Annotated in this window: 23 protein-coding genes; 9 read left to right on the top strand and 14 right to left on the bottom strand. The window is 43.1% G+C overall.

The features are described from left to right. Positions 1-61 precede the first annotated feature (61 nt). The 6 genes from metE to ACWPVL_RS05440 all read right to left on the bottom strand — a co-directional run bounded on the left by metE (position 62) and on the right by ACWPVL_RS05440 (position 6,318). Complete coding sequence (gene metE, locus ACWPVL_RS05465) at positions 62-2,314, bottom strand: 5-methyltetrahydropteroyltriglutamate--homocysteine S-methyltransferase (protein ID WP_454387423.1); 2,253 nt, start codon at positions 2,312-2,314, stop codon at positions 62-64. A 243-nt stretch (positions 2,315-2,557) separates the two neighbouring features. Then, positions 2,558-3,541, bottom strand: a complete 984-nt coding sequence (locus tag ACWPVL_RS05460) for a hypothetical protein (RefSeq protein ID WP_454387421.1) — start codon at positions 3,539-3,541, stop codon at positions 2,558-2,560. Positions 3,542-3,551: 10 nt separating this feature from the next. Beyond that, entirely contained in the window at positions 3,552-3,722 is a 171-nt protein-coding gene (locus ACWPVL_RS05455; protein ID WP_454387419.1) for a hypothetical protein, read from the bottom strand. A 29-nt stretch (positions 3,723-3,751) separates the two neighbouring features. Then, positions 3,752-4,732 (bottom strand): hypothetical protein, encoded by a 981-nt coding sequence (locus tag ACWPVL_RS05450; protein WP_454387417.1) that lies wholly within the window; start codon positions 4,730-4,732, stop codon positions 3,752-3,754. A gap of 39 nt (positions 4,733-4,771) precedes the next feature. After that, entirely contained in the window at positions 4,772-5,869 is a 1,098-nt protein-coding gene (locus ACWPVL_RS05445; protein ID WP_454387415.1) for an AI-2E family transporter, read from the bottom strand. 107 nt (positions 5,870-5,976) lie between these two features. Then, on the bottom strand, positions 5,977-6,318 hold the full coding sequence (locus ACWPVL_RS05440) for an insulin activator factor (RefSeq protein ID WP_454387413.1): 342 nt from the start codon (positions 6,316-6,318) through the stop codon (positions 5,977-5,979). Positions 6,319-6,449: 131 nt separating this feature from the next. Here ACWPVL_RS05440 and pabB point away from each other — a divergent pair, with 131 nt between their 5' ends. The 3 genes from pabB to ACWPVL_RS05425 all read left to right on the top strand — a co-directional run bounded on the left by pabB (position 6,450) and on the right by ACWPVL_RS05425 (position 10,196). Continuing rightward, positions 6,450-8,171, top strand: coding sequence for an aminodeoxychorismate synthase component I (gene pabB, locus ACWPVL_RS05435; RefSeq protein WP_454387411.1), 1,722 nt, complete (start codon positions 6,450-6,452; stop codon positions 8,169-8,171). A 334-nt stretch (positions 8,172-8,505) separates the two neighbouring features. Next, complete coding sequence (locus ACWPVL_RS05430; protein ID WP_414290390.1) at positions 8,506-9,435, top strand: ATP-binding cassette domain-containing protein; 930 nt, start codon at positions 8,506-8,508, stop codon at positions 9,433-9,435. Then, positions 9,432-10,196 carry an ABC-2 family transporter permease gene (locus tag ACWPVL_RS05425; protein ID WP_285875411.1) on the top strand — a complete coding sequence of 255 codons (765 nt, stop codon included), beginning with the start codon at positions 9,432-9,434 and terminating at the stop codon, positions 10,194-10,196. The genes ACWPVL_RS05430 and ACWPVL_RS05425 overlap by 4 nt, the downstream gene beginning before the upstream one ends. Before the next feature lie 42 nt (positions 10,197-10,238). Here the strand turns inward: ACWPVL_RS05425 and ACWPVL_RS05420 are convergent, their stop codons facing one another. From ACWPVL_RS05420 to spxB, 5 genes are all read right to left on the bottom strand, one after another. Continuing rightward, positions 10,239-11,114 (bottom strand): sensor histidine kinase, encoded by an 876-nt coding sequence (locus tag ACWPVL_RS05420; RefSeq protein ID WP_454387408.1) that lies wholly within the window; start codon positions 11,112-11,114, stop codon positions 10,239-10,241. Between the two features lie 2 nt (positions 11,115-11,116). Next, positions 11,117-11,797 (bottom strand): response regulator transcription factor, encoded by a 681-nt coding sequence (locus ACWPVL_RS05415; RefSeq protein WP_454387406.1) that lies wholly within the window; start codon positions 11,795-11,797, stop codon positions 11,117-11,119. A gap of 264 nt (positions 11,798-12,061) precedes the next feature. Beyond that, positions 12,062-13,501: a 6-phospho-beta-glucosidase gene (locus ACWPVL_RS05410; RefSeq protein ID WP_454387404.1), complete on the bottom strand. Its 1,440-nt coding sequence runs from the start codon at positions 13,499-13,501 to the stop codon at positions 12,062-12,064. Between the two features lie 224 nt (positions 13,502-13,725). Beyond that, complete coding sequence (locus ACWPVL_RS05405; RefSeq protein ID WP_001291471.1) at positions 13,726-13,986, bottom strand: SemiSWEET family transporter; 261 nt, start codon at positions 13,984-13,986, stop codon at positions 13,726-13,728. Between the two features lie 220 nt (positions 13,987-14,206). Next, positions 14,207-15,982 (bottom strand): pyruvate oxidase, encoded by a 1,776-nt coding sequence (spxB, locus tag ACWPVL_RS05400; RefSeq protein WP_002923229.1) that lies wholly within the window; start codon positions 15,980-15,982, stop codon positions 14,207-14,209. Positions 15,983-16,320: 338 nt separating this feature from the next. Between spxB and ACWPVL_RS05395 the strand changes: the two genes are divergently transcribed. Continuing rightward, positions 16,321-16,758 (top strand): GNAT family N-acetyltransferase, encoded by a 438-nt coding sequence (locus ACWPVL_RS05395; RefSeq protein ID WP_454387401.1) that lies wholly within the window; start codon positions 16,321-16,323, stop codon positions 16,756-16,758. 443 nt (positions 16,759-17,201) lie between these two features. Further along, positions 17,202-18,536: an Nramp family divalent metal transporter gene (locus ACWPVL_RS05390; protein WP_297663907.1), complete on the top strand. Its 1,335-nt coding sequence runs from the start codon at positions 17,202-17,204 to the stop codon at positions 18,534-18,536. A gap of 258 nt (positions 18,537-18,794) precedes the next feature. Here the strand turns inward: ACWPVL_RS05390 and ACWPVL_RS05385 are convergent, their stop codons facing one another. The 3 genes from ACWPVL_RS05385 to ACWPVL_RS05375 are packed head-to-tail and all read right to left on the bottom strand — an operon-like array spanning position 18,795 to position 21,353. Then, the gene (locus ACWPVL_RS05385; protein WP_454387398.1) at positions 18,795-19,427 is read right to left on the bottom strand and encodes an SGNH/GDSL hydrolase family protein; all 633 of its coding nucleotides are present in this window, start codon (positions 19,425-19,427) and stop codon (positions 18,795-18,797) included. After that, on the bottom strand, positions 19,428-20,255 hold the full coding sequence (locus ACWPVL_RS05380; protein WP_454387396.1) for a Cof-type HAD-IIB family hydrolase: 828 nt from the start codon (positions 20,253-20,255) through the stop codon (positions 19,428-19,430). It abuts the gene before it with no gap. A gap of 15 nt (positions 20,256-20,270) precedes the next feature. Continuing rightward, on the bottom strand, positions 20,271-21,353 hold the full coding sequence (locus tag ACWPVL_RS05375; RefSeq protein ID WP_454387394.1) for a DUF3114 domain-containing protein: 1,083 nt from the start codon (positions 21,351-21,353) through the stop codon (positions 20,271-20,273). 202 nt (positions 21,354-21,555) lie between these two features. Between ACWPVL_RS05375 and ACWPVL_RS05370 the strand changes: the two genes are divergently transcribed. The 4 genes from ACWPVL_RS05370 to ACWPVL_RS05355 all read left to right on the top strand — a co-directional run bounded on the left by ACWPVL_RS05370 (position 21,556) and on the right by ACWPVL_RS05355 (position 24,291). Next, on the top strand, positions 21,556-22,203 hold the full coding sequence (locus ACWPVL_RS05370; RefSeq protein WP_454387392.1) for a metal-dependent transcriptional regulator: 648 nt from the start codon (positions 21,556-21,558) through the stop codon (positions 22,201-22,203). Positions 22,204-22,308: 105 nt separating this feature from the next. Next, complete coding sequence (locus ACWPVL_RS05365) at positions 22,309-22,770, top strand: MarR family winged helix-turn-helix transcriptional regulator (RefSeq protein WP_454387390.1); 462 nt, start codon at positions 22,309-22,311, stop codon at positions 22,768-22,770. Then, positions 22,763-23,173, top strand: a complete 411-nt coding sequence (locus ACWPVL_RS05360) for an EVE domain-containing protein (protein ID WP_454387388.1) — start codon at positions 22,763-22,765, stop codon at positions 23,171-23,173. Before ACWPVL_RS05365 ends, ACWPVL_RS05360 begins: the two co-directional genes overlap by 8 nt. Positions 23,174-23,499: 326 nt before the next feature. Beyond that, positions 23,500-24,291, top strand: coding sequence for a nucleotidyltransferase domain-containing protein (locus tag ACWPVL_RS05355; RefSeq protein WP_454387386.1), 792 nt, complete (start codon positions 23,500-23,502; stop codon positions 24,289-24,291).

Below are 24,291 nucleotides of genomic sequence, written 5' to 3'. Positions count from 1 at the left end.
CAAACCTGCAAACAGCTTTGTTGCAGGTTTATCAGAGCTGAGTTTAAATGTAGAAATAATATTAATTCAGTTTTTGTCTAGCTGCTTTAGCCGCTTCTACAAGGCGGATCAAGCTTTCTTTTGTTTCTGGGATACCACGTGTTTTCAAACCACAGTCAGGGTTGATCCAAACTTTCTTGCTTGGTACTTTAGCAAGGATAGCTTCGATAGTGTGGTCGATTTCGCCTTCATTTGGCACACGAGGTGAGTGGATATCGTAAACCCCAGGCCCCACTTCAGTTTGGAAGTTTTTCGCTTTGAGTTCGTCCAAGATTTCAAGGTTTGAACGGCTTGCTTCAAAGGAAATCACATCCGCATCCATGTTGTCGATAGCTGGGATGATATCTGTAAATTCTGAGTAACACATGTGGGTGTGGATTTGCGTGTCTGGCGCTACTGTTGAGTGTACCAAGCGGAAGGCAGGAATAGCCCAGTCAAGGTAGTCTTCGTACCAGTCGCTACGACGGAGTGGCAATTTTTCACGAAGAGCAGCCTCGTCGATTTGGATAATCTTCACGCCTGCAGCTTCAAGGTCAAGAACTTCATCCTTGATCGCAAGAGCGATTTGAAGAGTTGAGTCCTTGATAGAGATGTCTTCACGTGGGAATGACCAGTTGAGGATGGTAACCGGTCCAGTCAACATACCCTTAACAGGTTTGTCAGTACGGCTTTGAGCATAGCTAGACCATTTGACAGTGATTGGGTTAAGACGAGTGACATCACCCCAGATGATTGGTGGTTTCACCCCACGCATACCGTATGATTGTACCCAACCATTCTTAGAGAAGAGGTAACCTGATAAGTTTTGACCGAAGTACTCAACCATGTCGTTACGTTCGAACTCACCGTGTACAAGCACATCAAATCCAACTTCTTCTTGCCATTTAATCCATTCGTCGATGGTTTCAGCAAGAAAGGCATCGTATTCTTCTTGGGTCAATTCGCCCTTACGGAAGGCCAAACGTTTGGCACGAACTTCTTTTGTTTGAGGGAATGAACCAATCGTTGTTGTTGGAAGAGCTGGAAGTTTGAAGGCATCTTCTTGGATAGCTTCACGTTCTGCAAAGGCTGGCAAACGAGTATAGTCTGCGTCTGTCAATCCAGCGATACGCGCACGAAGTTCCGCATTTTCACCAACACGTTCAGTCGCAAAGAGTTCTTTGTTAGCTGCAAGTGCTTCTGCGCCTTGACCGTTGCGGATAGCATCCAAGTCACGCAATTCACCCAATTTTTCAACCGCAAAGGCGAAGTGGTTCAAAATAGCTGGTTCAAAATCTTCGTTAGCAGTTGTAAATGGTACATGAAGAAGAGAGCAAGAAGTCGTCAAGACAACTTTTTCAGCTGGAACTTGATCCAAGATTTCCAAGCTCTTTTCATAGTTGTTACGCCAGATATTCTTACCATTGACAATACCCGCATAAAGAGTCTTGTCAGCTGGGAAGCCACCTTTAACCAATTCAAGAGTTTTCTTACCTTCTACAAAGTCAAGACCGATCGCATCTACTGGCAAGTTGACAAGGTCAGTATAAACGTCACGAACGTCACCAAAATAAGTTTGAAGCAAAACTTCAAGACCTTTTTTGTCAGCCAAGAGTTTGTTGTAGAGATTCAAGAAGAGAGCTTTTTCTTCAGCAGTCAAGTCTTTGACAAGAGCCGCTTCGTCGAGTTGAATACGAGTCGCACCAAGTTCAGCTAATTTAGCAAAGACTTCTTGGTAAGCAGCTACTAAGCTGTCTACGAAGTCTTCTGCTTTCACGCCTTCTTCAAAGTCTGACAATTGAAGGAAGGTGAATGGACCCACAAGGACAGGACGAGTGTTGAGACCAAGTTCTTTCGCTTCTTGGAACTCATCAAAGATCTTGTGACCTGCAAGTTTGACTTGAGTGTCTTTTTCAAACTTAGGAACGATGTAGTGGTAGTTGGTGTTGAACCATTTCTTCATTGGAAGGGCACGAACGTCCCCTTTTTCTCCTTGGTAACCACGCGCCAAAGCAAAGTAGCGCTCAAGGTCAGTCAAGTCCAAGTTTTGAACTGAAGCAGGTACCACGTTGAAGAGGAAAGCTGCATCAAGGAAGTTGTCATAGTGAGAAAAGTCATTTGATGGAATTTCAGTGATGCCCTTTTCTTGGACAATGTTCCAGTGCTTGGCACGCAAGTCTTTCGCCGCTGCCAAGAGTTCGTCTGCTGAGATTTCATTTCTAAAGTATTTTTCAGTTGTAAATTTTAATTCGCGGAATTCACCCAAACGAGGGAAACCAATGATAGTCGTTGACATAAACGTCCTCCAAAAATTGTTGTTGAAACTATCTTAACAGAAAAGAAGCCGTCTGTATAATTGGAATTTCCCAGAGTTTGGTATAGTTTAAAACTATAACCAACTTCATCAACCAATCCAAAAGCCCTATTTTAACAACACTATTGACTGAGATTATTGTTTGCTATAGGTAGAAATTATGACCTTGGAAAAAGAAAAACCAGCGATTTTTATTTTCGCTGGCTTCATAATAACTTGTCTTGCTTATTCTGTTTCGTGGTAAGCCTTCTTAGCCTTTTCAATATCATAGTATCTGTCAAACTCTTCTTTGGAGTTGACGATATGTTCCTGACTGTCAACAGACACCTCTGGAGGAATGGTTACAGCTTCATATACATTCACAGTATCCGGCATAAGTAGACTGTAGACAGCTGCTTCTCGACTAAAATCTTCTGCACTGTTCTTCGAGTTTAATAAATATACTGTTGTTCCTTTTTTTTCTAAAAGCTTGTAAGCCTTCGAACTACTATCAAACTGAGTCTGTCCTAAAACGGATTTATCTATCAACACTTCTCTACCAGGAGTAGTGGTATAAATGCCACTTGCTTTTTGATCCCAATTAGTCGCTTGCTTTATAAAAGGTTTTCTCACGTAGTCTTGAGCTAAAATCTCATTTTCTTCCAATTTTCTACTCTTTAGATTAAGGAAAAGCGGCTTTGTCTTTCTAGGATTCTCTAAATCTCGTATTTCTATCCATAAATAGTCTTGGCCTTGCCAAGTGTAAATTCCTCCTAGTTCTGCTGGTAAATAATTAGAATTGTAATTCTCTACAACTTTATAGAGATCTATCTCCTTTTCTTCTTCAAGTTTTTTGTCATTAATATAATAGACACTAAGAGTCCAATAGGCACCTTCAGATGGTCTTTCCATCAAACGAAAGGGGAGCTCTTTCAGTTTAACATTCTGTCGCAGAATATAGTGAGAGCTGCTTTGGTCAATTTTGTAAGAAGCATAACTACCGAACTCAGCCATCTTTTTATCTTCTTCTGGGGTTGTTGAAACCCAATGGACAATAGCGCCCGCACCATCCGCAATAATTTCATAATCATCAATCTTTGCTTTACCTGTATACTTATGGAATTGTCCGTAATATTGTTTATTGCAGTAGATGTAGAGAGCCCAAGTCAGTAAAGATGAGAGCAATACTATTCCCAAGGTAATAACTATTTTTGTTTTAGTCCATTTCATAATCGGTCTCCTATTTACCAAATGTCTTATCCAGGTACTCACCAAACTTGCTAGCGGTTTTATCTCCAAGAGTTCCAATCAAATCTTCAAACTCTTTAAGCTGTTTTGGGGTCATTTTTTCCAAAGTAAGCCTTTTCTTATCTTTAGTAAATACTTCCTCACCCTTGGCATATTTTCTCACTTGGTCTGATATTTTATCTTCTTCCTTTCTTATTCTATTTCATGATACAGCTTCCTAGCCTTTTCAATATCATAGTATCTGTCAAACTCTTCTTTAGAGTTGACGATATGCTCCTGACTGTCAACAGACAGTTCTGAGGGAATAGTTGTATTGTTAAACGGATTAATGCTTGGTAAAAATAAACTATAAATTCTTGCTTCTTTACTGTACTTCTCTGCACTATTTTGAGCGGTTAAAATATATGTCAATGTCTCTTTTTTGTCTAATAGCCTGTAAGCAGAAGTGTTTTCCTCAAATTGAGAATTTTCAAGAACCTTTTTATTTATAGAAAATTGATTACTACCAGGTATTGTATTAATACCACTATCATTACTATACCAGTAATTAAAGAGACTAACCTTTGGTAAAGGAGATTCATCAGTCAAGCTTTTTATTTCCTCAATTTTTCTTGTCTTTAAATCAAGAAAAATAGTTTTTCTCCCTTGTCTATCATTTATATGGTGAATGTCTATTCCTAAGTATTCATTACTATTCCAACGATAAATCCCTCTTAACTCTCTAGGGAGATAATCAGAATCATAGTTCTCTACAGTATCATAAAGATCTAGTTCATCCTCTTTTTGAAGCTTATTACCATCAATATGATAAACACTGAGAGTCCAATAAGAACCGTCAGACGGTCGCGTACTTAAATACTTAGGATAGTCTTCTAATTTTACATTTTGGCGCAAAATATAATTTGAACTTTTAGGATCACTTCTCAGATAGGTAGTATAATTGCCAAACTCATCCATCTTTTTATCTTCGCCCGGAGTCGTTGAAGTCCAATGGACAATAGCACCTGCACCATCCGCAATGATTTCATAATCATCAATTTCAGCTTTACCAGTATACTGGCTGTACTGCCCATAGTATTGTTCATTATAGTAACGATAGAGAGTCCAAGATACCAAAGATAAACCTGCTAATACTAGCAATGTAATAAGACTCTTTGTTTTACTCCATTTCATAATTAAGCTCCTATTTTTGCAAATTTATCGGCTAAGTAATTAGGCAACTTCTCCACTTTCATTCCTCTCCTCCTTCTCCACAACAAACTCTCTAACCAAGCGGTAGATGACTGCAAAGATAGGTGTGAAGAAAATCATGCCAACCAAGCCAAAGAGGTTGCCTCCAATCAAGGCGGCGGCTAGGGTAAAGAGAGTTGGGAGACCGACGGACTGACCGACCACACGCGGATAGATGATATTCCCCTCAATCAGCTGCACTCCCTGAAAGACTGCGATAGAAAGGAGGGCTTTCCAAGGGCTGTCGGTAAAGATAAAGATAGCTCCCAGAGCACAAGCTGAGAAAGGCCCGATGTAGGGAATGAAAGAGAGCACTCCAGCCAAAACCCCTGTCAAAGCCGCGTAAGGCAGGCCTGTCAGAGAATAGGCGATAAAGACTAAGACACCGACAATGACGGCCTCAATCATCTGCCCCATCAGGAACTTATCATAGGTCTCAACAATGACAGACCCCACGTAGGATAGGCGCTTCACAGCCTTCTCAGGAAGTAAAACCTGCAAGAGACGACTAGTGATCGTCCGCAAATGCTCCTTGCTACTCAAGAAGGCAAACATAAGAAAGATGGACATGATGACAGAAAAGAAATTACCAAAAATAGCAGAAATATTGCCTGTCAGACTACCTAGAAGAGAGATGGCTCTGTTGACAATGCCGCTGTTTTGCAGTTGCTTGGTCAAATCTTGCAGCTGGCTAGAGGAAAGTAAGCCAGACTGCTGCAGCCACTTGGCTAGCTGAGGCGCCACCTTGCCGATGGTCGCGCTCAGCTGATTGACCGCTGTGGTCAAAGTCGGCACGACAATAGAGACAATCCCCGTCATGATGAGAGCTAAAATCAGCACCTCCAAAACCAAGGCCAGACTGCGCTGCAACTTTTGCGGGACTCGGCACTTGTCCAGGAGGTCTTCCAGCTTCTTCATCGGGACATTAAAGATAAAGGCCAATACTCCGCCCAGTATAATAGGTGAAAATACTGACGTCAGGCTTTGCAGGCCAGACCAGATGTTTCCGATATAGAGAACCAGAGCCAGAGCAAGCGCCGCAAAGACGATGAGTTTATAGGATTCATTGATTTTTTTCATAAGGCTTCCTTTACAGTTTTGTCATTTCCTTATTTTATCATAAATTTCAAGGCCTTTCGAGTAGGAGGAAACATGGATCAGTCAACTTTGCCATCACTCTTAAATTTTTAAAAATCTTGAAGATAGAGAACCCCAGCTCCTATGGATAGAAGGCCTGCAAATATAGCTAGAAAAGAAATAAATCCCATGACAGAGGCGCAGAATAGAAGCTCATGACTCGTCTTATTGACTCTTGGGTCGTTGCTATAGTGATACATTCCGACTATAGAAAGTCCCAAAAGCAGCCAGCTGGTCAATACAACCATATCGCCCCAGCCAGCGTTTTCAACCAGTGTGGGAACTAAATAAATAATTTCCCAGTGCCATCTATTTAAAGAAGCGTAAAGGATTATCAGACCTCCTAAAATGCCAACAATTCCATTTATCCATAGCAATTTGTTTGATTTCATAAGCACCTCACTCTTTCTTTTTTAAATTAGTATACCGACACACTTACTAATCTGTCAACTATTATAAAACAAATATTGTCTCATCTGATAAATCCGTTTTCATTCAAATTATCTTATGATACAATAAACTCATGCACAAGAAAACGATTATTGATTTTAAAGAACTGGGTCGGCGCTTGATTTTCAGCCAGCCCATCAAAGAGCTCAAAACGCGCGAGTTGCCCGAAGTCAGAGCGATTCTGCACGAGATAGAGGATTGGCAGAAAAAGGGATTTTATGCAGTCGGCTATGTCAGCTACGAAGCTGCTCCCGCTTTTGAGGAAAAACTACAGGTCCACAAAGCTCCTCTGCTGGGCGAATACCTGATTTACTTTACCATTCATGATAGGGCTGATGAAGCCCCATTCCCTTTGGCTTACGACGAGGTGGAGATGCCGGCGCAATGGCAAAGCCTGACGACTGAGCAAGATTATGAAAAGGCCATCGGAACCATTCATCACCATATCCGTCAGGGCGATACCTATCAGGTCAACTACACGGTGCAGCTAGGCGCAGAGCTTAGTCCACAGGACAGCTGGGCTATTTACAACCGTCTGGTCGTCGAGCAAAACGCCGCCTACAATGCTTACATAGAGCACGATAATCAGGCAATCTTATCCATCAGTCCTGAGCTCTTTTTTGAAGAACACCGAGGTGAGCTGACAACGCGGCCGATGAAAGGCACGACCAATCGCGGTCTGACGGTCATTGCAGACTTAGAGCAAGCCGACTGGCTGCGTCAGGATCCTAAAAATCGAGCGGAAAATATGATGATCGTTGACTTGCTTCGCAACGACATGAACCGCATTTCAGAGATTGGCAGTGAACGAGTCGAGCAGCTGTGTCAGGTCGAGCAGTATTCCACTGTCTGGCAAATGACCTCCACCATCAAGAGCCAGCTGCGACCTGAGATTGGCCTAGGAGAAATTTTTGATGCGCTCTTTCCGTGTGGCTCTATCACAGGCGCTCCAAAGATTTCGACCATGGCTATCATCAAGGCGACCGAAAAAGCCGCCCGCGGTGTCTACTGCGGCACTGTTGGTATCTGCCTGCCAGACCAGAGGCGGATTTTCAATGTGGCTATCCGCACCATCCAGCTACAGGCTGGTAAGGCGATCTACGGTGTCGGCGGCGGCATCACTTGGGATAGCACATGGGAATCCGAGTACATCGAAACCCAGCAAAAATCGGCTGTTCTTTATCGGAAAAATCCTCAATTTGACCTAATTACGACAGGGAAGATTGAGCAAGGCAGCCTGATCTTCCAAGACCAACATCTGAAGCGTTTACAGGAAGCCACCCGTTACTTTGCTTATCCATTTGATGAGGAAAAACTGAAGGCAGAGTTGAACCAAAGTCTAGCAGAACTGGATCCAAGTATGGACTACCGCCTGCGGATCTCCATCGCCAAATCTGGAAAAGTCACCTGCCAGCTAGAAAAGCTACAAGCACTCCCAGAAGCTTTCTGCAAGGCCATTCTCGTGCCACAAAATGCCAACTTACAGCAGCCTTTCACCTACTTTAAAACCAGCTATCGACCACACTTATCCCTAGGCCAGCAGGAGCAGATTTACTACAATGCCCAAGGGCAGCTACTAGAAAGCTCCATCGGCAACCTAGTCCTCCAGTTGGATGGTCACCTCTACACGCCACCAGTCGAGCTAGGCCTTTTAAATGGCATCTACCGCCAGCATCTCTTGGCAACAGGTCAGGCCACAGAAAAAATCCTCAGACTAGACGACTTACAATCAGCAGAAAAAATCTACGCCTGCAATGCACTACGCAGCCTTTATGAATTGGAAATAGATAATTGAGGCTGGGACAAAAGTCCTAGCCTCTCAATTGTCTTTGGATTGTCGAGCAAGACGCAGTGGTTGAGTGGGCTCTACTAGGCTGATTTCATCAACTTTTACAGCCCTACTCAACTGTGCGGAGGTGGGACGACGAAATCGAATTCTAATGAATTACCGATTTCTGTCCCAGCCTCTTTTTCTATAGGCCTCAGTCCGCTTAAACACGAGTTATCATTTCTATTTCAAGATTTTAGAAATATTTTAGAATTGCTTGATAAATACTTAATAAGTGTCCGATATACTGGATAGTGAGGAAAGGATTTCCAAAGATAATTCAAAAAGGAGAAGTAAAACCATGGAAAATATTTTAGTTTTACAAGGGGTCAGCAAAAAGTTCGGCCAACAACAGGCTCTGAGCGATGTCAATCTGACCATCAAAAAAGGAGATATTTACGGTCTCATCGGTAAAAACGGAGCTGGTAAAACCACTCTGATCAAAATTATGACCCAGCTGATGCATGCCAACAACGGAACCGTGTCTCTCTTTGGTTCCAGCAACCAGGCCGAATGGACACAAGCCCTCAAGCGCGTCGGCTCGGTCATTGAAACGCCCGTTGCCCACAACCACTTGACCGCCTACGAAAATCTCAGCTACTACTGCAAACTGCGTCAGATTCCTAATGCCGAGAAAGCCATCCAAGAAACGCTCAACTATGTAGACCTGACTGACACTGGCAAAAAGAAATTTCGTGACTTCTCTCTCGGTATGAAGCAGCGTTTGGGAATTGCCATTGCCTTATTGTCTAAGCCAGATTTGATGATTCTAGACGAACCTATCAACGGACTAGATCCTGTCGGTATCAAGGAATTCCGCCAGCTTGTCCAAAAGCTCAATGAAGAGCTGGGTATGACCTTTGTTATTTCCAGCCATATCCTATCTGAGCTCTATCTAGTCGCTACGCGCTTTGGCATCATCGACCAAGGTCATATGATCAAGGAAATTTCCAAAGCTGAATTTGAAGAGCAAAGCGAAGACTATATCGTCTTGAAAACGGATCATTTGGAGGAAGCCAGCCAGCTGCTCCAAGATCAATTGGGCTACCGCATCAAGGTTGTCAATGCTCTCAATGAGATCCATGTCTTTACTCACTCACATAACATCAACAATATCGTAAAAGAGTTGGTCACAGCTGACTTAGTCATTCAAGAAATCTACTATGCACGGCAAAATCTCGAAAACTTCTTTACAGATTTAGTTGATCAAAACCAGGGAGGTCTATCATGATTCAAACAATTCGCGCTGACTTTTACCGCCTCTTCCACTCCAAGGGATTTTGGATTACCGAGTTCGTTTTGCTAGCCAATATTCTGCTCGGAGTCATCTATAAGGTTACCAGCAGATTTGGAACATCCATCTCAACGGATAGCCAGGATGTCGCTCAGCAAGTACCAGAAAAAATGACGGGTATCAATGCTCTTGCCCATTTCTCTGGAAATTCTGACAGTATTATATTTTTCACTCTCATTGTCGTCTGCCTCTTATTAGGTGTGGACTTGTCTCGCAAGCTTTATAAAAACAGCCTCGCTCACGGCATTTCACGGACAGAGTTCTTCTTATCTAAAACCTTGGTCTCCTTTGTTGTTGCCATCTTCCAATTCATCCTCTTACTAGGACTATCCTTCATCATCGCTAGCTCTATCAACGGAATTGGAACAGCTCCGGCAGGTTTCTTTGGCCAATTTTTAGTAACCATTCTCGTCCAACTCATTGTGACCATTGCTTGGATTGGCATCGTGTCCTTCGTCCTCTATCTCAGCCATTCCATTGCTGCGGTCTTTGTTACCTATTTTATCGGAAGCGCCCTGCTTGCCTTTCCAGTCTTACTCTATCCCCATGTAGAATTGTTCCGCTATTTAACCTTACGATTTGGAATAGAAATGGCTGCGGATCCCGCTGTCGTTTTGCAAGCTAGTTTAGTAGCAATTGGCATAGCAGTCTTCTTCCTAGGCAACAGCCTCCTCATTTTCAAGAAAAAAGATCTCTAAAACCAAGCAATCAGCTAATCTTCTGACTAGCTGATTCTTTTTTTATAAAGCCACAATCAATTCAAACCAATCTCCCTCTGCTTGAATGGTCAAGTCACCACCTAAGATTTCGACCAGCTGCTGGGTGATATAAAGCCCCAGTCCAGAGGATTCCTCACTACTGGAGAGATTTTCAGAATAGAAGCGATTGGTCAGCTTATCCAGATGTAAAATAGGCTTCTGAACTTTATTTTTGACCTGAAAAATAACCTTTTGCCCTTCATTTTTCAGACTGATGCTGGCTGTTTCTCGACCATGTTTGAGGACATTGCTGAGCATGTTCTGGACGATTCGATCAAAGATGTCACTGTCTGTTTCCAGAAACAGATTTTCAGATAAATCCACATCTAAATCAATCCCTGCTCGCTGAAAGGCATCATAATAGGCAAAGAGTTGCTGGGTGACCAGCTGGGATAGGTCTACCCGCTGAAGGCTCGGTCGAATAGCTCCTTCCATCAAGCGACGGTATTCCATCAGAGCCTCCAAGCGTCTGGATACCATGCCTAGATTATCCGCAATCTTTTGCAACTGCTGGTCCATCTGCTCCTTATCAGCGTCTTTGAGTAGCTGTTGCGTATAGCCACTAGCAATGGTCAGTGGCGTTCGAATATCGTGGGCAATATTGCTGATAGCCATGTCCAAGGTTTTCTTTTCCTGCTGGGTCACAAAGGACATCTTATCAATTTCCTGAAAAAGCTGCTCCACCTCGTCAATCAGAGCCACTAGGCTGGGAGATTGATCTCTCAAGGTAAGCCGAACCTGACTTCCTGTGCGATGTTTGGCACGGATCTGGCTGGTCAGACTACGAATCGTCAGATGATAGCGAACCAGCATGATTGACAAGAAGAGTATGAGCACAAAGGCTAAAATCAACCACATAGCTAATCCTCCTTGAGCCGCACACCCAGACCCCAAATGGTCTCAATATAGTCTGTCGAACTATCTAGCTGGGCTAATTTCTTACGAAGATTGCTGAGATGGGCATTGAGCGTATTATCGCCTGGCAGATAGGTCTCCTCCCAGACCGACTCATACAACTCCTCCTTGGTAAAAATCTTTTTAGGATGAGCCAGCAAGGTCTGGAAAATCTGAAATTCCTTTTTCCCTAGCCGCATGGACTGGTCACCAGAAGCAATTTCAAAGGTATCTGGCAAAAGGCGGATATTTTTGATTGAGGTCTCCCCAGCAGGCTTAGACTGAGACTGCTGACTACCTCGCAATTGGACTGTGACACGCGCTGCCACTTCATCTAGATTAAAAGGCTTGACAATGTAGTCATTGGCACCGTCCAGCAGATACTGGCTCACGAGACTCTTTTCACCCAGGGCGGTCAGCATGACTACCGGCACCTGACTGGTCTTGCGAATTTCCCTCAGCACCTCATCGCCATTTTTTCCCGGCAGCATAATATCCAGCAGGACTAGATGAATCTCTTCTTCCGCAAAAATCCGGAGTCCCTCGGTTCCAGAATAAGCTGAAAACACGACGTGCTCCTTCGTAAAGAGATTTTTCAAAATCTCATGAATATCATTGTTGTCTTCGATTAATAAAAGATTGGCCATTCTCATTCTCCAATAGCTTGATAAAACTAGTGTAGCAAGGATGAGCCAGCAAGTCAATCAAATATAAATGATGCAAAAGAAAGAGAGTAGGACAGAAATCGGTAATTCGTTAGAATTCGATTTCGTCGTCCCACCTCCGCACAGTTGAGTAGGGCTGTAAAAGCTGATGAATTCAGCGTAGTAGAGCCCACTCAACCACTGCGTCTTGTTCGACAATCCAAAGACAATTGAGAGGCTAGGACTTTTGTCCCAGCCTCCTTGATGTTATTTCACAGATGCTCCGTTAGTCGAAATGACTTCCTTGTACCAGTCAAAGGATTTCTTCTTGGAGCGCTTGAGTGTTCCCCTTCCTTCATTGTCCCGATCGACATAAATAAAGCCATAGCGCTTCTTCATCTCGCCAGTGCCGGCTGATACCAGGTCAATACAGCCCCAGGTCGTGTAGCCCCACAGAACTACACCATCTTCATTGATGGCCTCCCGCATGGCCTTGACATGGGCCGCCAGATAGTCAATCCGGTAATCATCAGCCACATAGCCATTTCCATCAGGAGTATCCACTGCACCCAGACCATTTTCCACGATAAACATGGGCTTTTGATAGCGATCCCAGATGGTATTAAGAGTAATACGCAAGCCCAGTGGATCGATCTGCCAGCCCCACTCAGAAGCTTCCAAATAAGGGTTCTTGAGAGAAGCAAATATATTTCCCGCTGTCAACTCATTGACCTCGGGGTCACCTGAAGCCACCCGGCTAGAGTAGTATGAGAAGGAAATGAAGTCCACCGTATGCTCCTTGAGCAGCTGCAGGTCTTCTTCTGTCATTTCGACAGTGATGCCCTCGCGCTCCCAAGCTTTCTTAGCATAGTTAGGATATTCGCCACGCGCCTGCACATCAATGAAGAAATAGTTTTTCCTGTCTTCCTCCATACCAGCCCATACATCGCGTGGATGACAGGTGTTAGGATAATTTTGCCCCGCTGCCAGCATACAGCCGACCTTGTTTTCCGGATCAATCTCATGAGCCAGCTTGGTAGCAATGGCTGACGCGACCAGCTCATGATGGGCCGCTTGATACTTGACCTGCTCCTCATTTTCGTCTTCTTCAAAGCAGAGTCCCGCCCCCATAAAGGGTGCATGCAGAATCATATTAATTTCATTGAAGGTCAGCCAGTACTTGACCAAGCCCTTGTAACGGGTAAAAAGAGTGCGGCAGAGACGCTCGTAAAATTCCAGCATCTTACGGCTCCGCCACCCACCATATTGCTTAATCAAGTGCATAGGGCAGTCAAAGTGAGTAATGGTCACCAGAGGCTCAATACCGTACTTGTGGCATTCCTTAAAGAGGTCTTCGTAAAATTTCAGGCCAGCTTCATTGGGCTCCAGCTCATCCCCCTTAGGGAAAATCCGGCTCCAAGCAATGGACAGACGATAGGTCTTAAAACCCATCTCACCAAAGAGGGCAATGTCCTCCTTGAAACGATGGTACATGTCAATGGCTTCCTTGGCTGGGTAGAAATAGCCTTCCTCAAAGTCAAACATCTTTTTCTTACCCGTGATGATGGCCAGACGCTCCTCACCAATCGGCACCACATCTACATTAGCCAGCCCGCGACCATCCGCATCATAAGCGCCCTCGCACTGGTTGGCAGCTGTCGCTCCACCCCACAAGAAACCATCCGGAAAAGTCAGTTTTTCAGTCATATCTCTACTCGCTTTCTTATTTGCTGGTTTATTTACTCATATTATAGCTCATTTTGTAAACCTTTTCTTATAAAAAACTGCGAAATGCTGATACTATTATACTATTTTATTTAATCAGACAAACTTTCAGTATCCGGTTTTAAAGAAATCGGCTTCTCAAATGAAAGCAATGGTCTCTCTAAAAACAAAAAAGAAGACTGAAAACCAGTCTTCTCTTATTCCTCTTAAATCAAAGCCGTGATGGCCGTCACTAGGCCAAAAATAATTCCTGGTGCATTTGCTGCTGCAAGCGGAATATCTCTTTCTTTTTTGAACAAGCCATAGTAGACCCATAAGCTACAGTTGATTGCTGCGACGAGCGGTTGGATAAAATTCCCTTTTTGCCCCGCTAGGTTGTTCATGATTTGTGGAAAATAGGACACATACATCATTACGGACATAAAGGTTGCAACCCATCCCAAAATTTTCATTTGTTTTTCAGACATTTTCGATACCTCTTTCATTTTTCGGTTATATTTTATAATGATAGTCCAAAACAATCAAGCCCTTTTACCCCTTTGTTATGAAGATGTAAACTATCACAATCTTGTGATAAGTAAGAGGACAAAGAAAAAGACCGGATTGCTCCGATCTTTTCAAGTTCCGCTCTAAGAAAATCAAAGAATAAAGTCTACAAAATTTACATTTGATTTTCGGCGAGAGGAATTATTTGATTGCGCGTGATTGCAAACCTTCTTCTTCCAAGAAGAGGCGGAATGGTACGAGTTCTTCTGCTTCGTATTTTTCCTTGAAGGCTTTGATGGCTTCTTCTGAGTGAAGTTTTGGATCGAGTTCAAGCACTTCTACTGGAAGTGGACGGTGTTGCGTGATGCGAGCATCAATGACAACTGTCTTACCTTCTTTGTTGAGTTTAACAGCTTCTGCAACAACTGCATCGATATCTTCGATACGGTCAACTGTAAATCCAACAGCTCCTTGAGCTTCAGCGATTTTCGCATAGTCAGCATTAGGGAAGTCACAACCAAACAAGTGTTTGTTTGTGTCCTCGTATTTGTCCTTGATGAAGGCATATTTACCATTTGAGAAGACAACGTTGATAACTGGAAGGTCGTATTGAACGTTTGTGATCACGTCTGGGTAGCACATGTTGAATGCACCGTCACCCATGATGTTCCATACTTGGCGATCTGGATTGTCTTTCTTAGCAGCGATACCACCAGGAAGGGCAATACCCATTGTCGCAAAGAGTGGAGATGTACGCCACATGTTCTTAGGTGTCATGTGAAGGTGACGAGTAGATGTTTGAGTAGTGTCACCTACGTCGATTGAATAGATAGCGTCTTGATCAGCATGTTTGTTGATCGCATTGTAAACTTGGTACAATTGCAATTCACCCTCAGTTTTACCTTCGAGTTTGTTCATGTAATCACGCCAGTTTTGGTTGTTCTTAACGTTTGCACGCCACCATGGAGTAGACTCAACTGGGTTTACTTTGTCAAGGATTGCTTTCGCTGCTTGACCTGCATCACCAAGGATAGAAGCGTCAAGGGCATGGCGTTTACCAAGTTTGTAAGGGTCGATATCGACTTGGATGAATTTTTCAGTGTTCTTGAAGGCTTCGTAAACTTCAGCAAATGGGAAGTTTGATCCAAGGAAAAGAACAGTGTCTGCTTCAAAGACCACTTCGTTGGCTGGTTTCCAACCAACACGGTAAGCAGAACCTGTCAAACCTTCATAGTTCCATTCAAAGGCTTCAAAGTTTTTACCAGTTGTGATGATTGGTGCTTTGATTTTACGTGACAATTCAGTAATCACTTCACCAGCTTTGACACCACCGTAACCAGCGTAGATAACTGGACGCTCAGCATTGTTCAAGATTTCAACCGCTTTGTCAATTTCAACTTCGTTCAAAGCAGGAGCGATGAATGAGCGCTCGTATGAACCTGAACCGTAGTAAGAGTTTTCGTCGATTTCTTGGAAACCAAAGTTCACTGGAATTTCAACAACGGCTGGACCTTTTTTAGAAACTGCAGCACGGCAAGCTTCGTCAATAACTTTTGGCAATTGCTCAGCGTAAGCTACACGTTTGTTGTAAACAGCAATACCGTTGTACATTGGGTTTTGGTTCAATTCTTGGAAGGCATCCATGTTGAGTTCGTTAACTGGACGTGATCCAAGGATAGCAAGGAATGGAGTGTTGTCCATAGCTGCATCGTAAACACCGTTAATCAAGTGAGTCGCACCTGGACCACCTGAACCAACTGCAACCCCGATTGAGCCGCCGAATTTAGCTTGCATCACCGCTGCAAGAGCACCTGTTTCTTCGTGGCGAACTTGCAAGAAGCGGATATCTTTGTCTTCAGCCAAAGCGTCCATGAGTGAGCTGAGTGTTCCTGATGGGATACCGTAGATAGTATCTACGCCCCATGTCTTCAATACATTGAGCATTGCTGCAGATGCAGTAATTTTCCCTTGAGTCATAATGATAACTCTCCTTCAAAATTAAATTATTTATCGAAAACTTTCAGATAATATAATGAAAACGTTTCAATAAACTTACTCTATAAATTTATCACTTTTTCCACCGCTTGTATAAGAATATGCTCAGGAACGCTTTAGAACTATTACATAACAATTATGAGATTTTTCTGACTTTTGAAATGTATATTATAATAGATTTCAGAAAAAGGTGAACGTGACTCTCGCTGACCTTTGAAACTGGGGAAGATTTTAATTCGGAGCAAACTAGAAATTTAAGGGCTAAACATGCTATAATATTGATAGGTAAACGAAAATATTCCAATATAGTAGGTAAAAAGATGATCAGAGAAGCCAGTCCAAACGACCTAGATGAATTACTCCATTTATATCTCTCCTTGCACGAGACGGCCATTCCAGAAAAAAGCCCAACCTTACAAAAAGTCTGGCAGCGGATGGTAGAAGATCCAGACCACCATATCATTATCAAAGTGCTTGACGGAAAGATTGTTTCTTCTTGTATTTGTGTCATCATTCCCAATCTCACGAGAGGGCTACGGCCCTACGCCCTGATCGAAAATGTCGTTACTCATCATGACTTTAGAGGCAAGGGTTATGCCAGTGAATGCCTTGATTTTGCTAAGAAATTAGCGACCGAAGCCAATTGCTACAAAATGATGCTGCTGACGGGCTCCAAGAAGGAAAGCACCTGGAATTTTTATAAGCGGGCAGGTTACAATCATCATGATAAAACTGCCTTTATCCAGTGGTTAGACTAAAGCAAGCAAAAATCTTTAATGAATATAGAATAGATAAAGTCGAAATCAACCTCTGCTTCCAATTGTCGAAGAAAGTGATCTTTGGGAACCAATTCGTCTATCGTATAGAAGCCATATTGGCAGCGATTATAATCTGGTTTTTCTTTGTGAAACATAGCGAGCACCTCATAACTTTTCTTATCATTATTATACGACTTTACAAAAAAAGTCCTTAGAAACTTCTGTTCTGAGGACTTTGTCTTCAATCTGAAGCCAGCGTTTTACTACGCTGGCTTTTTGTAATACAGACCTTGCTTATTTCAATTATCAGTTCTTTCCTCAATTATCCCTCTAAAGTGTGATATAATAAGGAAGAATTGGAAAATAGGGAACTATTTTCATTGTTTTTTCAATACTTCCATTTAAAAAATAGGTAAAGACAGATTAGAAAGTGTGAAATTCCGATGTCTTCTTACAAGAAAGTCTCTCTCTCTGAGATCAATCAATCTATTGAAACTCCAAATAACAACCATTTTTGGCAAAATCTAAAAGCATTTTTGGGACCTGGCGCTCTTGTAGCAGTTGGCTATATGGATCCTGGAAACTGGATTACCAGCGTGGTTGGTGGTGCTTCCTACAAGTATAGCCTTTTATTTGTTATTTTGATTTCATCCATCATTGCTATGCAGTTACAACAAATGGCTGGAAAGCTTGGTATCGTGACGAGGATGGACTTAGCGCAGGCAACAGCTCATCATGCTCCCAAGTGGCTCCGTTATAGTCTGTGGGTGATTTTAGAATTAGCTTTAATGGCGACAGACTTAGCTGAGGTTTTAGGTTCAGCGATTGCCTTAAATCTTTTGTTTAAAATACCGATTATGGTTGCTATCCTCCTAACCGTTTTAGATGTATTTCTTTTGTTGTTATTGATGAAATTTGGCTTCAAAAAAATTGAAGCCATCGTTACGACTCTTATCTTAACCATATTAGGTATCTTTGCTTATCTAGTGGCTTTATCCAATCCAAGTATTCAGGGGATATTTGGTGGTTATTTACCGACTTCAACTTTATTTGAAAGTCCCCTGCCAGGACATGAGAGTCAGCTGACCTTGGCTCTAGGGATTGTAGGTGCGACAGTCATGCCCCATAATCTCTATCTTCATTCGTCCCTATCCCAAACAAGGAAAATCAACCACAAAGATAAGAAGGACGTTCGAAAAGCTGTGCGTTTTATGACCTGGGACTCAAATCTTCAGTTGTCCCTAGCATTTATTGTCAATTCCTTACTTCTCATTTTAGGAGCATCTCTCTTTTTTGGTCATGCGTCTGAAATTTCGGCATTCTCTCAAATGTACAATGCTTTACAAGATTCGACAATAGCAGGAGCGATAGCCAGCTCAACTCTGTCAACTTTGTTTGCTCTGGCCCTCTTAGCAAGTGGGCAAAATTCAACTATTACAGGTACATTGACTGGACAGATTGTCATGGAAGGTTTCTTGCATCTGAGATTACCTCAGTGGATTATCCGTATCGGTACACGGATTTTTGCCTTGCTCCCTGTGATTATAGTCGCCGTCTTGTTTGGGCATCAAGAAAAAACCTTGGATCAGTTATTGGTCTATTCACAGGTCTTTCTTTCAATCGCTCTTCCGTTTTCAATCTTCCCCTTGATTTATCTGACCTCTAAGAAGTCACTGATGGGAGAATTTACCAATGCCAAGTGGAATACAATCCTAGGCTACGCAGTTTCAATTATCTTAACAATTCTCAATATCAAGCTTCTTTTCGATATTTTTTAAGAGTGGTTTTGAAGTCAAGTCTCGGTATCGGCGTGAAGATTGGTAAAGAGAAAGTAGTCGTAGTTGATTCATAAAAAGAAACAAAAGAGAACAGTTGAAACTGTTCTTTCAGATTGAAGACAAAGCCCTTAGCAACTTCTGTTCTAAGAACTTTGTCTTCAGTCTGAAACAAGTGTGATAACAAAGTCACACTCGTTTTGAAATCTCAATTTTAACTGCTTGATTAAGCTGTCCAAGAAAAATATTTTCAGTAAACATTTATAGATACGGCTGCAGAGCTTTTGACAGCATCGCATAACCGGCAATAGTCAAGTGCAAGCCATCCGTAGTAAAATCCTCCCGCAGCTGACCGCCCTCGTCCAAGAAGTTATCATAAAGATCGATAAAATGGACATTGGTATAGATGCTTGCCAGGGCTTGGTAGGCACGATTAAGGGCTTGGATTTTCTCGTTCGTCCGAATATACACCGTTCCTTTGTACTGCTCCTGCTCATTCACAGGCAGGACGGACAGCAACTGGATCTGAGCCAGAGGATAGTCACGGGAAATCTCCTGAACAACTGCTTCCAGATTGGCCAGCGTTTCAGTCTGAGACATCTCCTTGCCAATGTCGTTGGTTCCAATCAGGAGAAAAACCTTGTCCAGAGCCTGCCCAAAGAGATGGGCATCCAAGTTTTCTAAAAGCAAATCAGTCTTGTAGCCACGAATGCCACGATTGATCAAGGTTTTAGGGCTTTGCAATAGTTCATGCAGTGGAAAATATTCCACAATCGAATCACCGATAAAAATAATCGCTGGCTCCTTTACCGCAAGCTGATTCAAATCCCGATAATTTTTCTGAATCTTTGCCTGCTCATTTAAAAGCCACTGTTCTAATAGTTGAACTGCCATTTAGACTCCTTTTTCTAAGTATTGCTCAATCACCTGCAAAACACCGGCCTCTGCATTGGCTGGTGCCAAGAGACTGGCAATGCGCTTAATCTTCTCGTCCCCATTTTCCATAGCATAGGAGAAATCCGCTAGTTCCAGCATTTCTAAGTCATTTTCGCTGTCGCCAAAAGCCATGATTTCCTTGCTTTTGATTTGCCACCGATCCATGAGCTGACGAAGCCCCCAAGCCTTGTGAAGGCCTTCTTGGATAATGTCAATCGCACCATAGCCGCTGGTCACAGCACTCAATCTTCCAGCAAATGCTGTATTGATCTGCCGCGTAATCTCTGCCGCTTGCGCTTCATCTACCATAACACTCATCTTTAGCACTTCTTCAAACGGATGATTTTGCAGATTGGGCACAAAATTCATTCGTTTGTAGAAATGGGCCGCCATTTCCTCTGTCATAATCTTGCTAATCATCGGAAAATCAGTGCCGTCCTGAACAAAGCCACCTTTAGTGGAAGTAACCACCAGATGCACCTCTCGTTCTTGACCCTGAAAATAAGCCAGCGTATCCGCAATCAAATCAGGCTGCCAGAAGGTACCCAGCAACATTTCATTCTTTTCAAAGATTCTAGCGCCGTTGGCGACAATCAGAGTCATACGCTCTGTCAAATCGCCCAACAATAAGCGCATTCGTTGGATTTCATTGCCCGTCGCAATGACAAACTTGATGTCCCGCTCTTCCAGCTGGTCTAAAACTGCTGTCAAACGTGGCAAATCCAGCTCTCCTCGCGGATCCAAAAGGGTGCCGTCCATATCCGTAGCAATCATTTTAATTGGCATCTTCCCACCTCATTTCTATAGCCTCAGATATTTATTTTTCACTTTATTCCATAAATATTTGAGATAATCTTTCCCCTTTAACTTTTTGACTAATAATTTTTCAAAATCTTTTACTCGGGCATCTACTTGATTTTTAGCACTTTTCCCCGCAATTGCATAGCAACTTCTAGCCGTATGGTAACCAGCCGAGCCTCGATTGTTTTGAGGTGCTTTGAAGGCTTGCCCGCCATTCCGAATCGCCAGCCTGCGAAACTGGGGATCCCACTGGGCTGGACTTTTGACATCGTAGTAATAATGGGAACCATGATTGAAAAGCGAGGGTTTCTCCCCATAATTAAAACTAGCTCCATTGACTAGCCCATTTTGACTGCTCTTTTCTGGATCTAGGATATTGAGAAACTGCCCTTTCCTATCTAGAATAAACTCGGTATGGAAACGATGTAGAATCTTGATATTGGCCTGATAGGGCTGCTGGTCTGGGTAGGTCACTTTGCCCTTATCGACAAAGGCTTTATTGTGCAGCCGCGAAGACTCCCAGAGCTGGCAGTCCAGATCAGGATGCGCCTGAAAATAGGCTAGGAGAGCCTGGCCATCTGTCATCCCCGGCTTACGAAAATGCTCTCTAACCCACTGGGCCTGCTGACTGGAAATAAGGTACCGAAACTGGTGCAACTGACCTTTTAACCTTTGATTGCCACTGTCTGCAATAAAGTCTGCTGGAGAAAAAGCCTGCCGAACCGTTTGAGAAAACTGGCGCCAAAGGGGAGCGTGCGGCGATAAGTTCGGATGCATGCGCGAGAGCAGTTTGGTGATTTCTGCTGCTTCTCCACTCAATTCGTCAGGCATGTCCATATAGATCATAGCTAGCTCTAACAATTTCTCAGCTTGCTGGGGCTGGGCTGCTCGGCATTCAAAAGCCCACAACTTCTGAAAGAGGGGACTGCCAAATATAAGGGCCTCCTCAAAAAGACCTTGGCGAGCTGATTCATGTGGCAATGACGCCATTTCTGCTAGAAAAACTTTATCAAGAGCAGCTTGAGACCAGCCGAGCGCTTGTAATTCTGTATAGCATTGCTCTATTTCTACTTTCATCACCATCCACATCCATCATATGAAATTTCTTTAGCTCCGTTTAGGGCTCCGCTAGCAGGCTCATGCAGCCTTGAGACCTCTCCTATTTATCTCTAAATATGCCAAAATTTCATGTAAAAGTCAACGTACAAAGGAACTTTCGGCCTCAAATTGTATTCTTTCAGCATTTTTTGCTATACTAGTCTTAGGAAAACAACGAGGACAAAAGATGACGCCAAATAAAGAAGACTATTTAAAATGTATTTACGAGATTGGCACGCGCCAGGGAAAAATCACCAATAAAGAAATCGCCCAGCACATGCAGGTTTCTCCGCCAGCCGTGACGGAGATGATGAAGAAAATGCTGGCTGAAGAACTCCTAATCAAGGACAAAAAAGCGGGCTATCTGCTGACTGACCTAGGCCTGCAGCTGGTCTCTGACCTCTACCGCAAGCATCGATTGATTGAAGTATTTCTGGTCCAAAAGCTGGGCTACACCACGGACGAAATCCATCAGGAAGCCGAAATTCTGGAACATACCGTTTCTGAACGCTTTGTCGCAGGCTTGGAAAAAATGCTAGATTTCCCTGAGACCTGCCCTCATGGTGGTACAATCCCAGCCAAACACCAGCTGCTGAAAGAAAAATACCATCAAACTTTAGCCTCCGCTCAAGAGCCCGGTAGCTACCTCATCCGCCGTGTCCACGACGACTTTGAGCTTTTGGCTTATCTGGAGAAGCACAATCTAAACATAAACCAAGAAATCAATTTCCTCCAGTATGACGACTACAGCCAGCTCTATCAACTAGAAGTAGACGGCCAAGAAATTCAAATCAGCCCTATGATCGCCCAGCAGATTTATGTAGAAAAACTATAGACAGAACCCAGTTCGGACTTTTTAGTCTAAACTGGGTTTTTATTGACAAAAATAAGATGTTGGAATATAATAAGTGTACTTACAAAATATCTAGAGGGAAAGCTAATGGAAACATCACAGTTTAACTCCATCTACAAGGATGAATATAAAAAATCAACCGGTCTGCTCTTTATCCGCGCCTACCACAAGTGGCATGGGCTGATAAAAAATGAGCTGAAAACCATTGATTTAACCCATCCTCAGTTTGTCGTTCTGACCTCTCTTGCAGCGCTTCTGCGTCAGCAAGAATGGGTGAGTCAGACCGATATTGCCCGATTTTCTGATATGGATGTCATGACCGTATCCCAAATCATCCGCCTCTTGGTCAAGAAAGATTTGATCATGCGGGAAGTCCATCCCAAAGACAGCCGCGCCAACATCATACTTCTAACAGATATGGGGCTGCAAAAGGTCAACCAAGCTCTTCCTCTGGTAGAAAGCATTGATCAGGCATTTTTTGGAAAATTAGGAAATAAAACAGAAATATTGAATCAACTCTTAATGAAACTGGAGGCAGAAAATGACTAGATTTTGGATTGGTGTCGTATCAAAAGAACATGTACTAAGAGGGGTAGAGGGAGGCTTTTGCCAAGTCTGCCATGGAAAGAAAGCACCGCTGAACCGAATGAAAAAAGGAGATTACCTTTTGTACTACAGCCCCAAGTATCAGCTGAATGGTCAGGAAAAATTGCAGGCCTTTACAGCAGTTGGCAAGATTCTAGATGACACAGCCTATCAAGTAGAAATGTTTGAAGGTTTCTTCCCTTTTCGACGTGATGTCAGCTACTACCAGCCTGTCAAAGACTGCCCCATTGAGCAAGTCCGGCAGCATCCTCAGTGGCACCAATACGCTTCTCAGATAAGATACGGACATTTCGAAGTTTCAAAAGAATTTTTTCTCTATATCTTTGAACAGATGAAGGGAGAATAGGAGGCTGGGACATCCCGACCTCCTATTCTTCGTATCCGATATCATATGCTCTATAATCGTTTTAGCAGGAATTATGGAGTTTTTTAGGAAAAATCCTATCTACCTGTACTAAGAAGCATAAATTAGATCAATAGAAAGATGTATAGAAAACAACCAAATCACATCACAAACCTCCTAGAAAGACCAAGGCTTTTCTGATCAAAATAATACTCTAGACACTTCCACTTCATCAAGTTTTTTAAAAGAAAGAAAAGATCCTATTTCCCCCCTTGCAAACCTTTTCACTTTTTGCTAGAATGATGTCAAAAAATTAAGAAGGACAAATTATGCCACAAAATCTCTTTAAAGAATTGGCTCAACTGGAGCAAGTGGAAGCTCTGGCTCTAGGAGGCTCACGGGCCGGCCAACATTTTGACCAAGACTCAGACTATGATGTCTATGTCTACCTGAGCGCTCCTCTCGAGCCAGCCATCCGTCAGAAAATCCTCAGCAAGTACTGTTCCTATATGGAAATCGGCAATCAATTTTGGGAACTGGAAGACGACTGCGTCCTCAATAATGGTATCGATATTGAGCTGATTTACCGCTCGCTGGACGACTTTGACCAAGACTTGCAGACCGTCGTTTTAGAGCATCAAGCCCAGAATTCTTACACTACCTGTATGTGGTACAATCTGGTTCACAGCAAGATTCTCTACGATCGAGACGGCCGCTACGCTGCCCTCCAACATAAGTACAGCCTGCCCTATCCAGCTGAGCTGAAAAAGAATATCATCAGCAAGCAGCTCCTGCTCCTCGACCAGGCTATGCCAGCTTTTTCAAGACAGATCAAAAAAGCTCTCAAGCGCCAGGACCTGCTCAGCATCAATCACCGCAGCAGCGAGTTTTTCGCCTCCTACTTTGATGCCCTCTTTGCCCTCAATGAGCAGCTCCATCCAGGCGAAAAGCGCATGCTCCAGTATGCCAAAGAAAATTGCTCCCGCCTGCCTCAAGATTTTGAAGCCAATATCCAAGACTACTTCCAACATCTCTACCAGCCAGACCAGCAACAGAAAGCGGTCCTAGCCTTGGATAGCCTCCTAGACAATCTTAAGCACTTGATTGAAGCATCCATCTAG

The organism is Streptococcus sp. Marseille-Q8145 (genome assembly GCF_965112035.1).
The sequence above is the reverse complement of the archived record's forward strand: the minus strand, read 5'-3'. Positions and strand labels throughout refer to the sequence as shown.

Bases quoted from the DNA above. Each gene is read 5' to 3' on its own strand.
- ACWPVL_RS05395 (WP_454387401.1), top strand. From the start codon at position 16,321: ATGATCAGAGAAGCCAGTCCAAACGACCTAGATGAATTACTCCATTTA.
- ACWPVL_RS05460 (WP_454387421.1), bottom strand. From the start codon at position 3,541: ATGAAATGGACTAAAACAAAAATAGTTATTACCTTGGGAATAGTATTG.
- ACWPVL_RS05360 (WP_454387388.1), top strand. From the start codon at position 22,763: ATGACTAGATTTTGGATTGGTGTCGTATCAAAAGAACATGTACTAAGA.
- ACWPVL_RS05420 (WP_454387408.1), bottom strand. From the start codon at position 11,114: ATGTGGTTGATTTTAGCCTTTGTGCTCATACTCTTCTTGTCAATCATG.
- ACWPVL_RS05425 (WP_285875411.1), top strand. From the start codon at position 9,432: ATGATTCAAACAATTCGCGCTGACTTTTACCGCCTCTTCCACTCCAAG.
- pabB (WP_454387411.1), top strand. From the start codon at position 6,450: ATGCACAAGAAAACGATTATTGATTTTAAAGAACTGGGTCGGCGCTTG.
- ACWPVL_RS05410 (WP_454387404.1), bottom strand. From the start codon at position 13,501: ATGACTGAAAAACTGACTTTTCCGGATGGTTTCTTGTGGGGTGGAGCG.
- ACWPVL_RS05375 (WP_454387394.1), bottom strand. From the start codon at position 21,353: ATGGTGATGAAAGTAGAAATAGAGCAATGCTATACAGAATTACAAGCG.
- ACWPVL_RS05440 (WP_454387413.1), bottom strand. From the start codon at position 6,318: ATGAAATCAAACAAATTGCTATGGATAAATGGAATTGTTGGCATTTTA.
- ACWPVL_RS05445 (WP_454387415.1), bottom strand. From the start codon at position 5,869: ATGAAAAAAATCAATGAATCCTATAAACTCATCGTCTTTGCGGCGCTT.
- ACWPVL_RS05390 (WP_297663907.1), top strand. From the start codon at position 17,202: ATGTCTTCTTACAAGAAAGTCTCTCTCTCTGAGATCAATCAATCTATT.
- ACWPVL_RS05380 (WP_454387396.1), bottom strand. From the start codon at position 20,255: ATGCCAATTAAAATGATTGCTACGGATATGGACGGCACCCTTTTGGAT.
- ACWPVL_RS05430 (WP_414290390.1), top strand. From the start codon at position 8,506: ATGGAAAATATTTTAGTTTTACAAGGGGTCAGCAAAAAGTTCGGCCAA.
- ACWPVL_RS05355 (WP_454387386.1), top strand. From the start codon at position 23,500: ATGCCACAAAATCTCTTTAAAGAATTGGCTCAACTGGAGCAAGTGGAA.
- ACWPVL_RS05370 (WP_454387392.1), top strand. From the start codon at position 21,556: ATGACGCCAAATAAAGAAGACTATTTAAAATGTATTTACGAGATTGGC.
- ACWPVL_RS05365 (WP_454387390.1), top strand. From the start codon at position 22,309: ATGGAAACATCACAGTTTAACTCCATCTACAAGGATGAATATAAAAAA.
- ACWPVL_RS05415 (WP_454387406.1), bottom strand. From the start codon at position 11,797: ATGGCCAATCTTTTATTAATCGAAGACAACAATGATATTCATGAGATT.
- ACWPVL_RS05385 (WP_454387398.1), bottom strand. From the start codon at position 19,427: ATGGCAGTTCAACTATTAGAACAGTGGCTTTTAAATGAGCAGGCAAAG.
- ACWPVL_RS05450 (WP_454387417.1), bottom strand. From the start codon at position 4,732: ATGAAATGGAGTAAAACAAAGAGTCTTATTACATTGCTAGTATTAGCA.
- spxB (WP_002923229.1), bottom strand. From the start codon at position 15,982: ATGACTCAAGGGAAAATTACTGCATCTGCAGCAATGCTCAATGTATTG.
- ACWPVL_RS05405 (WP_001291471.1), bottom strand. From the start codon at position 13,986: ATGTCTGAAAAACAAATGAAAATTTTGGGATGGGTTGCAACCTTTATG.
- metE (WP_454387423.1), bottom strand. From the start codon at position 2,314: ATGTCAACGACTATCATTGGTTTCCCTCGTTTGGGTGAATTCCGCGAA.